The organism is Thauera sp. 63 (assembly GCF_000310165.2).
Taxonomy (GTDB): domain Bacteria; phylum Pseudomonadota; class Gammaproteobacteria; order Burkholderiales; family Rhodocyclaceae; genus Thauera; species Thauera humireducens.
Genome location: NZ_AMXC01000054.1, coordinates 1 through 13,288, shown reverse-complemented (window position 1 = coordinate 13,288; position 13,288 = coordinate 1). Strand labels below are relative to the sequence as shown.

13 protein-coding genes and 2 tRNA genes are annotated in these 13,288 nt (G+C 65.7%); 13 read left to right on the top strand and 2 right to left on the bottom strand.

The window, feature by feature from the left end; all coding sequences use genetic code 11:
• From C664_RS19520 to C664_RS19460, 13 genes are all read left to right on the top strand, one after another.
• Window positions 1–412 (top strand): RodZ domain-containing protein (locus C664_RS19520; protein ID WP_004293003.1); only part of this gene is annotated, 412 nt, incomplete at its 5' end.
• Window positions 413–427: 15 nt separating this feature from the next.
• Window positions 428–1,687, top strand: a complete 1,260-nt coding sequence (gene ispG / locus C664_RS19515) for a flavodoxin-dependent (E)-4-hydroxy-3-methylbut-2-enyl-diphosphate synthase (protein ID WP_004293001.1) — start codon at window positions 428–430, stop codon at window positions 1,685–1,687.
• Between the two features lie 59 nt (window positions 1,688–1,746).
• On the top strand, window positions 1,747–3,042 hold the full coding sequence (hisS, locus tag C664_RS19510; RefSeq protein WP_004293000.1) for a histidine--tRNA ligase: 1,296 nt from the start codon (window positions 1,747–1,749) through the stop codon (window positions 3,040–3,042).
• Window positions 3,042–3,686 (top strand): YfgM family protein, encoded by a 645-nt coding sequence (locus C664_RS19505; protein ID WP_198291560.1) that lies wholly within the window; start codon window positions 3,042–3,044, stop codon window positions 3,684–3,686. Before hisS ends, C664_RS19505 begins: the two co-directional genes overlap by 1 nt.
• A 3-nt stretch (window positions 3,687–3,689) precedes the next feature.
• Window positions 3,690–4,832 carry an outer membrane protein assembly factor BamB gene (gene bamB / locus C664_RS19500; RefSeq protein ID WP_004292996.1) on the top strand — a complete coding sequence of 381 codons (1,143 nt, stop codon included), beginning with the start codon at window positions 3,690–3,692 and terminating at the stop codon, window positions 4,830–4,832.
• A 15-nt stretch (window positions 4,833–4,847) separates the two neighbouring features.
• On the top strand, window positions 4,848–6,176 hold the full coding sequence (gene der / locus C664_RS19495; protein WP_004292994.1) for a ribosome biogenesis GTPase Der: 1,329 nt from the start codon (window positions 4,848–4,850) through the stop codon (window positions 6,174–6,176).
• Between the two features lie 113 nt (window positions 6,177–6,289).
• Window positions 6,290–6,526, top strand: coding sequence for an RNA chaperone Hfq (gene hfq / locus C664_RS19490; RefSeq protein WP_004292992.1), 237 nt, complete (start codon window positions 6,290–6,292; stop codon window positions 6,524–6,526).
• 51 nt (window positions 6,527–6,577) lie between these two features.
• On the top strand, window positions 6,578–7,723 hold the full coding sequence (gene hflX, locus C664_RS19485) for a ribosome rescue GTPase HflX (RefSeq protein WP_004292990.1): 1,146 nt from the start codon (window positions 6,578–6,580) through the stop codon (window positions 7,721–7,723).
• 14 nt (window positions 7,724–7,737) lie between these two features.
• On the top strand, window positions 7,738–9,018 hold the full coding sequence (gene hflK, locus C664_RS19480) for an FtsH protease activity modulator HflK (RefSeq protein WP_004292989.1): 1,281 nt from the start codon (window positions 7,738–7,740) through the stop codon (window positions 9,016–9,018).
• Window positions 9,018–9,899, top strand: a complete 882-nt coding sequence (gene hflC, locus C664_RS19475; RefSeq protein ID WP_004292986.1) for a protease modulator HflC — start codon at window positions 9,018–9,020, stop codon at window positions 9,897–9,899. Before hflK ends, hflC begins: the two co-directional genes overlap by 1 nt.
• Window positions 9,900–9,906: 7 nt before the next feature.
• Window positions 9,907–10,092 carry a DUF2065 domain-containing protein gene (locus tag C664_RS19470; protein ID WP_004292984.1) on the top strand — a complete coding sequence of 62 codons (186 nt, stop codon included), beginning with the start codon at window positions 9,907–9,909 and terminating at the stop codon, window positions 10,090–10,092.
• A 5-nt stretch (window positions 10,093–10,097) separates the two neighbouring features.
• Window positions 10,098–11,252 carry an ATP phosphoribosyltransferase regulatory subunit gene (locus tag C664_RS19465; protein ID WP_004292983.1) on the top strand — a complete coding sequence of 385 codons (1,155 nt, stop codon included), beginning with the start codon at window positions 10,098–10,100 and terminating at the stop codon, window positions 11,250–11,252.
• A 3-nt stretch (window positions 11,253–11,255) separates the two neighbouring features.
• Entirely contained in the window at window positions 11,256–12,566 is a 1,311-nt protein-coding gene (locus tag C664_RS19460) for an adenylosuccinate synthase (RefSeq protein WP_004292981.1), read from the top strand.
• Between the two features lie 239 nt (window positions 12,567–12,805).
• Here the strand turns inward: C664_RS19460 and C664_RS19455 are convergent.
• Both C664_RS19455 and C664_RS19450 read right to left on the bottom strand, forming a co-directional pair.
• A tRNA-Leu gene (locus C664_RS19455) sits at window positions 12,806–12,890 on the bottom strand.
• Window positions 12,891–13,061: 171 nt separating this feature from the next.
• Window positions 13,062–13,146, bottom strand: a tRNA-Leu gene (locus C664_RS19450).
• Window positions 13,147–13,288: the final 142 nt, after the last annotated feature.

The window sequence follows — 13,288 nt, the reverse complement described above, 5'->3', positions numbered from 1 at the left end:
GTCGCCGGCCGATGTGGCAATCCCGACGCCTCCGGCGCCCGGCACTGCGCCCGCCGAACAGCCGGCGGCCGTGCCCGTGGCGCCGGCGCAACCCGTGAGCGCTGCCCAGCCCGCACCGCCGGTCGCGGCTGACGCGGCGACCGGCGCAGGTGACGTGCCGGTGCCGCCGGTGTCCGGACGCCAGCTCGCATTCCGCTTCGCGGGCGAGTCCTGGGTCGAAGTGCGGGATGCGACGGGCACCATCATCTATTCCGGCGTCAATCGCCCCGGTTCCGAGCGCAATGTGCAAGGTACGCCGCCGTTTGCGCTGGTGATCGGCAATGCGACGAGCGTGGCGCTCGAGTTCGATGGCAAGCCGGTCGATCTGGCGCCGCATACCAAGGTCTCGGTGGCAAGGCTCACCGTCAAGTAACCCCTGTCGATCAAGATGACGCAAGACTTCCCGCACTCTCCCATCGAAGCATCTCCCCTGTCCAGGCGTCTCACGCGCGAGGTCGTCATCGGCCGCGTTCGCGTGGGCGGCGGGGCGCCGGTCGTCGTGCAATCGATGACCAACACCGATACCGCCGATGTGCTCGGTACTGCGATGCAGGTCGCCGAGCTGGCGCGCGCGGGGTCCGAGATCGTGCGCATCACCGTGAACAACGAGGCGGCCGCGAAGGCCGTGCCGCACATCCGCGACCGTCTGCTGGCGCTCAACATGGATGTGCCGTTGGTCGGCGACTTCCACTACAACGGCCACAAGCTGCTGACCGATTTCCCCGCCTGCGCTGAGGCGCTTGCCAAGTTCCGCATCAACCCCGGCAACGTCGGTGCGGGCAGCAAGCGCGACCCTCAGTTCGCAGCCATCGTCGAGCTCGCCTGCCGCTACGACAAGCCGGTGCGTATCGGCGTCAACTGGGGCAGTCTCGACCAGTCGGTGCTGGCCCGCATCATGGACGCCAACGCCACGCGCGCCGAGCCGCGTGACGCCGGTGCGGTGATGCGCGAGGCGCTCGTCGTCTCCGCGCTCGAGTCGGCCGTGAAGGCCGAGGAATACGGGCTGCCCGGCAACCGTATCATCCTGTCGGCCAAGGTTTCGAGCGTGCAGGATCTGATCGCGGTGTACCGCGACCTTGCCCGCCGCAGCGATTACGCCCTGCACCTCGGCCTCACCGAGGCGGGCATGGGCAGCAAGGGCATCGTCGGCTCCACCGCGGCGCTGGCCGTGCTGCTGCAGGAAGGCATCGGCGACACCATCCGCATCTCGCTGACGCCCGAGCCGGGTGGCAGTCGCACGCAGGAGGTGGTGGTCGCGCAGGAGATCCTGCAGACCATGGGCCTGCGCGCGTTCACGCCGATGGTCACCGCCTGCCCGGGTTGCGGGCGCACCACCAGCACCTTCTTCCAGGAACTTGCGTCGGGCATTCAGGACTATGTGCGTGCCCAGATGCCGGTGTGGCGCGAGCAGTACGATGGCGTCGAGAACATGACCCTGGCGGTGATGGGCTGCGTGGTGAATGGCCCGGGGGAGTCCAAGCATGCCAACATCGGCATCTCGCTCCCCGGCACCGGTGAGACGCCTGCGGCGCCCGTGTATGTGGATGGCGAGAAGGTCGTCACCCTAAGGGGCGACAACATCGCTGCCGAGTTCAAGGCCATCGTGGACAACTACGTGGCCACGAAGTACGTGAAGAAGGGCGGCTGAGGGCCGCGCCGCAAGATAACAACAGCGCATCGACGCAACAAACCAAAGACCAAGCACCCATGAGCCAGACCTTGCAGGCCGTGCGCGGGATGAACGACATCCTGCCCGACGACGCCGAAACCTGGGAATACTTCGAAGACATCGTGCGCGACTGGCTGCAGAGCTACGGCTACCGCCCGATCCGCATGCCCCTCGTCGAACCGACGCCCCTTTTCAAGCGTGCCATCGGCGAGGTGACCGACATCGTCGAGAAGGAGATGTACTCCTTCGAGGACGCGCTGAACGGCGAGCATCTGACCTTGCGCCCCGAAGGCACTGCGTCCTGCGTGCGTGCGGCGATCCAGCACAATCTGGTCGCATCCGGCGGGCCGCAGCGGCTGTACTACTACGGGCCGATGTTCCGCCACGAGCGTCCGCAGAAAGGTCGCTACCGCCAGTTTCACCAGATCGGTGTCGAGGCGCTGGGTTTTGCCGGACCGGACACCGATGCCGAACTGATCCTGATGTGCGCCCGCCTGTGGGAAGACCTCGGGCTGGAGGATGTCGCGCTCGAGATCAACTCGCTTGGCGCGCCCGATGAACGCGCCGCACATCGCGCCGCGCTGATCGCCTATCTCGAGCAGCACCAGGACAAGCTCGATGAAGACGGCAGGCGCCGCCTGTACACCAATCCGCTGCGCATCCTGGACACCAAGAACCCGGATCTGCAGGCAATCGTCGAGGCGGCCCCGAAGCTCGCCGACTACCTCGGCGAAGCGTCAAAGGCGCACTTCGAGGCCGTGCAGGTCTTCCTCAAGGATGCCGGCATTCCGTACCGCATCAATCATCGCCTGGTGCGTGGTCTGGATTACTACAACCGTACCGTGTTCGAGTGGGTCACCACACGCCTGGGTGCGCAGGGCACGATCTGCGCTGGCGGACGCTATGACGGTCTGGTTGAGCAGCTGGGAGGGAAGCCTCAGCCTGCTGCGGGTTTCGCGATCGGTATCGAGCGCCTGCTGCTGCTGTGGAAGGAGTGCGGCGGCGAGGCCGAGCGTCCGGTCGCCGATGCCTATGTGGTGCACATGGGAGACGCTGCGGCGCGTGTCGCCTTCCGTGCGGCCGAGGCCTTGCGCGAGCACGGTTTCGCCGCGATCCTGCATTGCGGCGGTGGCAGCTTCAAGTCGCAGATGAAGAAGGCCGATGGCAGTGGCGCCCCGGTGGCGGTCGTGATCGGCGAGGATGAAGCACTGGCGGGCGAAGTGGGGATCAAGCCCCTGCGCGGCCCGGGTGGTCAGCAGCGCGTGTCGCTCGAGGCGCTGCCCGAGGCGATGGCCGCACTGCTTTACGGCAACGAAGAAGAAGGGGCTGAATGATGGCGGTGTACGACCTCGAAGAACAGGAACAGATTTCCGAACTCAAGGCCTGGTGGGCGCAGTACGGCACGCTGGTGACGACCATCGCCATGATCGCGGCGCTGGCGTCGGTCGGCTGGCAGGGCTGGCAGTGGTATCAGAACCGCAACGCGGCCGAGGCCGGGGCCCTGTACTTCGCCGTGCAGCAGGCGGCCGAGCAGCAGGATGCACAGAAGGCGCGCGATGCCGCCGGCCGCCTGATCGGCGAGTACTCGGGCACGGCCTACGCGCAGCTTGGCGCGCTGCTGTCGGCCGGCGTGCAGTTCGGTAGTGGTGATCTCGACAATGCGCGTGCCCAGCTCGAGTGGGCTGCTGACAAGGGCAAGGATGCGGCGCTGCGTGATCTGGCCCGCCTGCGCCTGGCCACGGTGCTGCTGCAGAAGGGTGAGCTCGATGCTGCACTCGCGCGCCTGCAGGCCGCGCCGACCGCCACCTATGCCGCCCGCTTCGCCGACCTTCGCGGCGATGTGCTTGCCGCCCAGGGCAAGGCCGCCGAGGCCCGCGCCGCCTACCAGGCCGCGATCGAGGCGCTGGCCAGCGCCGGCGATCAGGCCACGACCCTGCGCGAAGTCGTGCGCGTCAAACTCGAATCCCTGGAAGGCTGACCGATGAAGCTTGCTTCCCTGCGTGTGGTCCCGCTCGTTGCCGCGATCATCTTGGCAACCGGTTGCTCGTCCCTCAATCCCTTCGCCAGCGCCAAGCCGAAGCCCGCCGAACTGGTGGACTTCAAGCCCAGTGCGGAGCTCGTTGCGCTGTGGAGCGCCGACATCGGTGAATCGGGGGCCTATGTGTTCCAGCCGGCAGTCGTCGGCGAGAGCGTCTATGCGGCCGGGGAGGGGGGCGACGTCGCCCGCTTCGACAGCGGCCGTCAGGTGTGGCGCGTGGATGCCGATACGCGGCTGTCGGCCGGCGTCGGCTCCGACGGGCGTATCGCCGTGGTGGTCACGGCCAGTGGGATTGCGATTGCCTACGACGCGGACAGCGGCAGCGAACGCTGGCGCGCCACGATCGGCGCCGAAGTGCTGGCCCAGCCTGCCGTGAGCAGCGATCTGGTCGTGCTGCGTGCCTCGGATAACCGCCTGATCGCGCTCAGTGCCCGTGATGGCAGCCGGCGCTGGATCTATCAACGGGCGAACCCGCCGCTTGCATTGCGCAACTTCTCGGGTGTCGTGCTCGAAGGCAGTGTCGTGCTGGCCGGTTTTCCCGGCGGCAAGCTGGTGGTGATCAACGCGGCCAACGGCGGGGCCATCACCGAGCTGTCGGTGGCGGTACCGCGCGGCTCGACCGAGCTGGAACGCGTGGCCGATGTCGCCGGCACCCCCGTCGTGGGGCGGCGCGAAGTATGTGCCGTGTCCTATCAAGGGCGTGCGGCTTGCTTCGACACCAGCAATGGCAACGCGCTGTGGGCGCGCGATTTCTCGAGCAGTGTGGGCATGGACCGCGATGCGCGTTTCGCGGTGATCACCGACGACGGCGATGCCGTGCATGCGCTCGATGTCTATAGCGGCGCCAGCGTGTGGAAACAGGATTCGATGGCGCGCCGCGCGGTATCGCGTCCGCTGATCGTCGGCGATCACGTCGTGGTCGGCGATGTCGAAGGCTACGTGCATGCGCTCAGCCGGGATTCCGGGGCTTTTGCCGCGCGCGCGCGCGCCGGCGACGGCCCGCTGTCGGCGCCACCACTCGCCTACGGGCGTGGCTTCATCGTGCAGGGCCGTGACGGTGAGATCACCGCCTACGAACTGCGTTAAGGCGGATTACTTTAAGTGAAACCTACCATCGTCCTGGTCGGCCGGCCCAATGTCGGCAAGTCGACCCTGTTCAACCGTCTCACGCGCACCCGCGATGCGCTGGTCGCCGACCAGCCCGGCCTGACGCGTGACCGCCATTACGGCATCGGCCGCGTCGGTGATCGCGACTATCTCGTCGTCGATACCGCCGGCTTCGATCCTGTGGCCAAGGACGGCATCATGCACGAGATGGCGCGGCAGGCCGAGCAGGCCATTGCCGAGGCCGACGTGCTGCTTTTCCTCGTCGATGGCCGTGCAGGACGAACGCCGCACGATGAACAGATCGCGGCCCGCCTGCGTCGCGCCGGTCGGCCGGTGCATCTCGTGGTCAACAAGGCGGAAGGCCTCGATCGCGCGATCGTCGCCGCCGACTTCCACGCGCTCGGGCTGGGCGACCCGCTGCCTGTGTCGGCAGCGCATGGTGACGGCATCAAGCAACTTGTCGAGATCGTGCTGTCGCCATTCCCGCTCGAGAGCGACAAGGAAGCGGCAGAGGACGAAGGTCCGAAGGTGGCCATCGTCGGCCGGCCCAACGTCGGCAAATCGACGTTGGTGAACACCCTGCTCGGCGAGGAGCGCGTGATCGCCTTCGACCTGCCGGGCACGACGCGCGACGCGATTGCGATCCCGTTCGAGCGCGGCGGCAAGCGCTATACCCTGATCGATACAGCCGGCCTGCGTCGGCGCGGCAAGGTGTTCGAGGCCATCGAGAAGTTCTCGGTGATCAAGACCCTGCAGGCCATCCAGGAAGCCAATGTCATCGTCCTCGTGCTCGATGCGGCCCAGGATATTTCCGACCAGGACGCGCACATCGCCGGCTTCGCGCTCGAGGCCGGGCGAGCCTTGGTCGTGGCGATCAACAAGTGGGATGCGGTCGACGACTACCAGCGCGACCGCCTGAAGGCGGACATCGCGCGCAAGCTGGCCTTTCTCGGCTTCGCCCGCTTCCATCAGATCTCGGCCCTGCAGGCGCAGGGTATCGGCGGCCTGTTGAAGTCCGTCGATGCGGCCTATGCGGCTGCCACGGCCAACCTGTCGACGCCGCGCCTGACCCGCACGCTGCAGCAGGCGGTTGCACGCCAGGCACCGCCGCGCCACGGCATGCAGCGCCCGAAGATGCGCTATGCGCACCAGGGCGGCATGAACCCGCCGGTGATCGTGATCCATGGCAACGCGCTGGACGACATTCCCGCATCCTACGTGCGCTATCTCGAGCGCTGCTTCATGGATGCGTTCAAGCTGCAGGGCACGCCCTTGCGCATCCAGTTCCGAACCACGCACAATCCTTACGCTGCGAGAGACTGAGCGCTCAGCGCACGAACCTGCTTCCACGCCCGGATTTCGATGCATACTGTAATGTGGCGGTGCAGCATCAAATCCATTACATTCTTATAAACAGAAAATAACGAGGTTCACTCATGAGCAACAAAGGGCAACTTCTACAAGACCCGTTCCTGAACACGCTGCGTCGCGAGCACATTCCGGTTTCGATCTATCTGGTCAACGGCATCAAGCTGCAGGGCCAGGTCGAGTCGTTCGATCAGTACGTGGTGCTGCTGAAGAACACCGTCACGCAGATGGTGTACAAGCACGCGATCTCCACCGTCGTGCCCGCTCGTCCGGTGGTCATCCAGCAGCAGGAAGACGGCAACTGATCGCCCTGACGATTCGCTGCGGCCGGTCACGCCCGGCTGCAGGGGGCGCCCATGTTTGAGCGTCCGGCATCCGGCGAGCGGGCGGTCCTCGTCCAGCTCGACCTTGGTCAGGGTGCGATTGAAGAGCGCCTGTCCGAGCTGAAGCTGCTGGTGCTCAGTGCCGGCGCAAGCGTGGAGGCGGTCGTGCAGGGCAAGCGCGCGGCGCCCGATCCCAAGCTGTTTGCCGGCAGTGGCAAGGTGCAGGAGATCGGCGAAGCCATGCGTGCGCACGAGGCGGACATCGTCATCTTCAACCACGCCCTGTCGCCGGCGCAGCAGCGCAACCTTGAGCGCGAGCTGGCGTGCATGGTCATTGACCGTACCGCGCTGATCCTCGACATCTTCGCCCAGCGTGCCCGCAGTCACGAGGGCAAGCTGCAGGTCGAGCTCGCCCAGCTCGAGCATCTGTCCACCCGGCTGGTGCGGGGCTGGACCCACCTCGAGCGGCAGAAGGGCGGTATCGGCCTGCGTGGCCCGGGCGAGAAGCAGCTCGAGACCGACCGGCGCCTGCTGGGCAACCGGGTCAAGATGCTGAAATCGCGGCTGGCCCAGATCGAGAAGCAACGCAAGGTCAGACGCCGCGCCCGGGAACGCCGCGACGTTCTGTCTGTCTCTCTGGTCGGTTACACCAATGCGGGAAAGTCGACGCTGTTCAATGCGCTGACGAAGGCTGGGGCCTACGCGGCCGACCAACTCTTCGCCACGCTCGACACGACGTCGCGCCGGCTCTATGTGGGCGGAGCGAGCGTCGTGCTGTCGGATACCGTCGGTTTCATCCGCGACCTGCCTCACGCCCTCGTCGCCGCGTTTCGCGCGACGCTCGAGGAAACGGTGCAGGCCGACCTCCTGCTGCACGTCGTGGATTCCGCGAGCGAGGATCGAGACGCGCAGATCGATGCGGTGAACGAAGTTCTTGCCGAGATCGGTGCGGCCGAGGTGCCGCAGATCCTCGTCTGGAACAAGATCGATCTCACGCGTGCGGAGCCGGCGGTCGAACGGAGTGACTGTGGTAACATTCGGCGCGTTTTTTTGAGCGCCCGAACGGGCGAAGGTCTTGATCTGCTTCGCGAAGCGCTTGCCGAGGTGGCGCAGCAGACCTTCCATGAAGATGCCGGCCGGGAATCCGGTACGGTGGATGAACTTCCTTCTCAATCGTGATTACGGGCATTCTCATGTCACTTAACGACCCCCGCTGGGGTGGCCAGGGCGGCGACAATGATCGCGACCGCAACGACGGTCAGCGTGGCGACGGCAACCGCGGCAACAACCAGGGCCCCCCCGATCTCGAGGAGGTCTGGCGCGACTTCAACCAGCGCCTGACCGGCATGTTCGGCGGCAAGCGTCAGAACCGCGGCATGGGCGGCGGGGGCGGTGGTGGCGACGGCGGTCCGCAGTTGCCGAATTTCTCGTTCAAGCAGTTCGGTGGCGGCATCGGTGCGCTGCTTGCGCTGGCCGGCGTGGTCTGGCTCGCGAGCGGCATCTACACGGTCGATGCCAACCAGCGCGGCGTCGTGCTGCGTCTGGGCGAGTACGTGCAGACCACCGAGCCCGGCCTGCGCTGGCGCCTGCCGTATCCGTTCGAGACCCACGAGATCGTCGACCTGACCGGCGTGCGTACGGTCGAAGTCGGCTATCGCGGTTCGGAGCGCAACAAGGTGCTGCGCGAATCCTTGATGCTGACCGATGACGAGAACATCATCAACATCCAGTTCGCCGTGCAGTACGTGCTCAAGAGTCCGGAGAACTACGTTTTCAACAACCGCTTCCCGGATGAATCCGTCGCCCAGGCGGCCGAGACCGCCATGCGCGAGATCGTCGGCAAGAGCCGCATGGACTTCGTGCTGTACGAAGGCCGGGAGGAGATCGCCGCGACCGCGCACGATCTGATGCAGCGCATCCTCGATCGCTACGAGACCGGCATTCAGATCAGCCGTGTGACGATGCAGAACGCGCAGCCGCCCGAGCAGGTACAGGCCGCGTTCGATGATGCAGTGAAAGCCGGCCAGGATCGCGAGCGCCAGAAGAACGAGGGCGAGGCCTACGCCAACGACGTGATTCCGCGTGCGCGGGGTACAGCTTCGCGCCTGATCGAGGAAGCCAACGCCTACCGCGAGCGCGTGGTCGCTAACGCCGAAGGTGAGGCGAGCCGCTTCAACCAGGTGTTTGCCGAGTACAGCCGTGCGCCCGAGGTCACTCGTGAGCGCATGTACATCGAAACCATGCAGGAAGTCATGTCGAATACTTCCAAGGTCATGATCGACGCCAAGGGCAATGGCAATCTGCTGTTCCTGCCGTTGGACAAGCTCATGCAGCAGGCGGGCGGAGCCGGCAGGCCGGCGGGTGTCGCGCCCGAGCCCCAGTCGGCTGCCGCGCTGGGTTCGAATGCGCCAGCATTGGCGTCGGACCCGCGTAACCGTGACCTGATGCGTAGCCGTGAGCGTGGAGAACGATGATGCGTGACAAGCTTCCCCTGATCGGCGGTGCGCTGCTGGTCATCATCCTGATTGCGTCGGCGTCGCTGTTCACCGTAGACCAGCGCCAGCACGCCATGGTGTTCCAGCTTGGCGAGATCAAGGAGGTCATCGACGAGCCCGGCCTGAAGTTCAAGCTGCCCCTGATCCAGAACGTGCGCTACTTCGACAAGCGCATCCTGACCATGGATACGGCGGAGCCCGAGCGCTTCATCACCTCCGAGAAGAAGAACGTGCTGGTGGACCACTTCGTGAAGTGGCGCATCGTTGATCCGCGCCTCTACTACGAGTCGGTCGCGGGCGATGAGGCGCGTGCGCGTACCCGCCTCACGCAAACAGTCAATGCCGGCCTGCGTGAGGAGTTCGGCCGCCGCACGGTACACGACGTGGTGTCCGGCGAGCGTGAGCTCATCATGGACCAGATGCGCGAGCGTGCGGACCGCGACGCCCGGACCATTGGCGTGCAGATCGTCGATGTGCGTCTGAAGCGCGTCGATCTGCCGAACGAGGTGTCGGAATCGGTGTATCGCCGGATGGAGGCCGAGCGCAAGCGCGTGGCCAATGAACTGCGCTCGCAGGGCGCCGCCGAAGCCGAGAAGATCCGCGCCGACGCGGACCGTCAGCGCGAGGTCATCGTGGCCGAGGCGTATCGCAGTGCCCAGCAGGTCAAGGGTGAGGGCGACGCGAAGGCCACGGCGATCTACGCGGAGGCCTTCGGCAAGAATCCGTCCTTCTATTCCTTTTACCGCAGCCTCGAGGCCTACCGTGCCAGCTTTGCCGGCAAGGAAGACGTGCTGGTGGTGGATCCGAGTTCGGACTTCTTCCGCTTCATGAAGGACGCCGGGGGCTCCGTAAGGAACTGATTGCCCCATGGGTGCTTCCCTGTTGACTGCCTTCGCGCTGATGCTGATCATCGAAGGCATCCTTCCTTTTGTCGCGCCAGCCGCCTGGCGCGAAACTTTTTTGCGTCTCGCCAGCATGGCTGACGGTCAGATCCGCTTCATCGGTCTGACCTCGATGCTGGCGGGCGTGTTGCTTCTTTTTGTCCTGAGCTGAACCCCATGCGCTGGGTATTGCCCGATCACATCCAGGACGCGTTGCCGTCCGAAGCCCACCAGCTCGAGACCTTGCGTCGTCGGCTGCTCGATGCCTTCCGCGTTCGCGGCTACCAGCTGGTGATGCCGCCGCTGCTCGAGTACCTCGATTCGCTCACCACCGGTGCAGGGCAGGACCTCAAGCTGCGCACCTTCAAGCTGGTGGATCAGCTGTCGGGCCGCACGATGGGCGTCCGCGCGGACATGACGCCGCAGGTCACGCGCATCGATGCGCATCTGCTGAATCGTCAGGGCGTGTCGCGCCTCTGTTATTGCGGCAGCGCCCTGCATTCCCTGCCGTCGACGCTGACGGCGACGCGAGAGCCGCTGCAGCTGGGCGCCGAACTCTACGGTCACGCTGGCATCGAGGCGGACGTCGAGATCCTGCGCCTGCTGGCCGAGGTGTTGCGCCTGGCTGAGGTGCCGGCCTCGCGCATCGACATCGGCCACGTCGGCCTGTTTCATGCGCTGGCTGCCCGTGCCGGCCTGGTGCCGGGGCGCGAGGAGGAACTGTTCGACCTGCTGCAGGCCAAGGATGTGCCCACGCTGCGGGTCGTGCTGGCCGACGTCGCGGAGCCGGTGCGCTCGGCGCTGTTGGCGCTGCCGAGCCTGTATGGTGGGCCGGAGGTGCTGGAGCGGGCGGCGGCCTGTCTGCCGCAGGACGAGGAGATCGTCGCCTTGCTCGGCGAACTGCGCCAGCTGGCTGCGGCGCTGGCCGATCTGCCGATCAGTTTTGACCTGTCGGACCTGCGCGGCTATCACTATCACAGCGGTATCGTCTTCGCGGCCTACGGTGCGGATTCGCCCGCGGCGCTCGCGCTGGGCGGCCGCTACGACCGCGTTGGCGAGGCCTTCGGTCGGGCGCGGCCGGCCACCGGCTTCAGCCTGGATCTGCGCGAACTGGTGTGGCGGCTGCCGACGCCCGGCGAAGCCGCGGGCATCCTGGCGCCCTGTGTCGACGACGAGGGGCTCGATCGGGAGGTGGCGGCACTGCGCGCGCGCGGCGAGATCGTCGTCACCGCGTTGCCCGGACATGATGGAACTTGGAACGAGGCCGGCTGCGACCGGCAACTGGTGAAGCGGGGCGATCGCTGGGCGGTCGTGTCGTTACAGGGAGAGTAAGAAATGGCAAAGAACGTCGTCGTCGTCGGTACCCAGTGGGGTGATGAGGGCAAGGGCAAGATCGTCGACTGGCTGACCGACCACGCGAAGGGCGTCGTGCGCTTCCAGGGTGGGCACAACGCCGGCCACACGCTGGTGATCGGCCAGACCGAGTACAAGCTCAATCTCGTGCCCTCCGGCATCGTGCGCGAGGGCGTGGCCTGTTTCATCGGCAATGGCGTGGTGCTCGACGCGCATCATCTGCTGGCCGAGATCCGTACGCTGGAAGCCGGCGGCATCAAGGTGAGGGACCGCCTGCGCATCAGCCCGGGTTGCCCGCTGATCCTCGGCTATCACAGCGCGCTCGATCGCGCGCGCGAGGCTGCCAAGTCGGCTGGCGACAAGATCGGCACCACCGGCAAGGGCATCGGTCCGACCTACGAGGACAAGGTCGCCCGCCGCGCGCTGCGCGTGTATGACCTGTTCGATCGCGAGCGCTTCGCCGCGAAGCTGAAGGCGAACCTCGAGTACCACAACTTCGTGCTCACCCAGCATCTCGGTGCCGAGCCGGTGGACTTCCAGTCGGTGTTCGACGAGGCCATGGCCGATGCAGAAGAGCTGCTGCCGATGGTGTCGGACGTCTCCGCCGAGCTTTACGCGATCAACAAGTCGGGTGGCTCGCTGCTGTTCGAAGGTGCCCAGGGCACGCTGCTCGACATCGACCACGGTACCTATCCGTTCGTCACCTCGAGCAACTGCGTGGCGGGCCAGGCTGCCGCGGGTTCGGGCGTGGGTCCCAGCCGGCTGCACTACGTGCTGGGCATCACCAAGGCTTACTGCACCCGCGTCGGCGGTGGTCCGTTCCCGACCGAGCTCGATATCGACACCAAGGGCGTCCCCGGCGAGCAGATGTCGACGAAGGGGCGGGAATTCGGCACGGTGACAGGGCGCAAGCGTCGCTGCGGCTGGCTGGATCTGGCGGCGCTCAAGCGCTCGATCATCATCAACGGCGTGACCGGGCTGTGCATCACCAAGCTCGACGTACTCGACGGACTCGAAGAGCTCAAGCTCTGCACTGGCTACATGCTCGATGGCAAGCGCATCGACCTGCTGCCGATGGGGTCGGAAGAGGTCACCCGCTGCGAGCCGATCTACGAGACGATGAAGGGCTGGAGCGGCACCACCTTCGGCGCGCAGAGCTGGGACGCGCTGCCGCAGGAGGCGCGTGCCTACCTGCATCGTATCGAGGAGATCTGCGAGATCCCGATCGACGTCATCTCGACCGGGCCCGAGCGCGACGAGACGATCCTCCGTCGTCATCCGTTTGGCGCCTGATCGTCGGTTCGAAAGCCTGCGTGGGCCGTTGTCTGGCTGCGCAGGCCTCGTGATGGAAGCGGTGTCGTTCGTGCGCAGGGCCGCCCTGGGCGGTCGTGTTGCCGGGGGCGCCGCTTCCTCGTTTGCGGGCGCCGTTGCGCGTGCTGTGGCGATGTCTGCAATAGCGCCGTTGGCACAGCAACACGCGCACGACAGCGTAAACGAAAAAAGCCGGCTGTTAGCCGGCTTTTCCCTGCAACTGGTGCCCAGAAGAGGACTCGAACCTCCACGCCTCGCAGCGCTAGTACCTGAAACTAGTGCGTCTACCAATTCCGCCATCTGGGCAGGGAGGCGCATAATAGCAAAGGTTATCGTGTCTGCAAAGTATTTCGTCGCTTCTTCGATTACGGCGAAGGAGATCGACATCGTCAGCGAAAGTGACTGCGCTGCGGACCATATGCAAAAAGCAAACGAACAACAAAAAAGCCGCTCCGAAGAGCGGCTTTCCTGTGAAACTGGTGCCCAGAAGAGGACTCGAACCTCCACGCCTCGCGGCGCTAGTACCTGAAACTAGTGCGTCTACCAATTCCGCCATCTGGGCAAGAAGACGCGCATTATAAGCACTGAAAGAAGATTGTCAATGACTCGTAGAACGAAAAATACACAAGCACGCACCGCCCCTCAAAATCGCCAGCCCGCCGGACGGAGTTCTGCGGCGTCGGCGTCCCGTCGCGGGGGGGGGG

Coding starts and splice junctions, on each gene's coding strand:
- bamB (WP_004292996.1), top strand. CDS start 3,690: ATGAAGCTTGCTTCCCTGCGTGTGGTCCCGCTCGTTGCCGCGATCATC.
- hflC (WP_004292986.1), top strand. CDS start 9,018: ATGCGTGACAAGCTTCCCCTGATCGGCGGTGCGCTGCTGGTCATCATC.
- hflX (WP_004292990.1), top strand. CDS start 6,578: ATGTTTGAGCGTCCGGCATCCGGCGAGCGGGCGGTCCTCGTCCAGCTC.
- hisS (WP_004293000.1), top strand. CDS start 1,747: ATGAGCCAGACCTTGCAGGCCGTGCGCGGGATGAACGACATCCTGCCC.
- hfq (WP_004292992.1), top strand. CDS start 6,290: ATGAGCAACAAAGGGCAACTTCTACAAGACCCGTTCCTGAACACGCTG.
- hflK (WP_004292989.1), top strand. CDS start 7,738: ATGTCACTTAACGACCCCCGCTGGGGTGGCCAGGGCGGCGACAATGAT.
- C664_RS19470 (WP_004292984.1), top strand. CDS start 9,907: ATGGGTGCTTCCCTGTTGACTGCCTTCGCGCTGATGCTGATCATCGAA.
- C664_RS19505 (WP_198291560.1), top strand. CDS start 3,042: ATGGCGGTGTACGACCTCGAAGAACAGGAACAGATTTCCGAACTCAAG.
- C664_RS19460 (WP_004292981.1), top strand. CDS start 11,256: ATGGCAAAGAACGTCGTCGTCGTCGGTACCCAGTGGGGTGATGAGGGC.
- C664_RS19465 (WP_004292983.1), top strand. CDS start 10,098: ATGCGCTGGGTATTGCCCGATCACATCCAGGACGCGTTGCCGTCCGAA.
- ispG (WP_004293001.1), top strand. CDS start 428: ATGACGCAAGACTTCCCGCACTCTCCCATCGAAGCATCTCCCCTGTCC.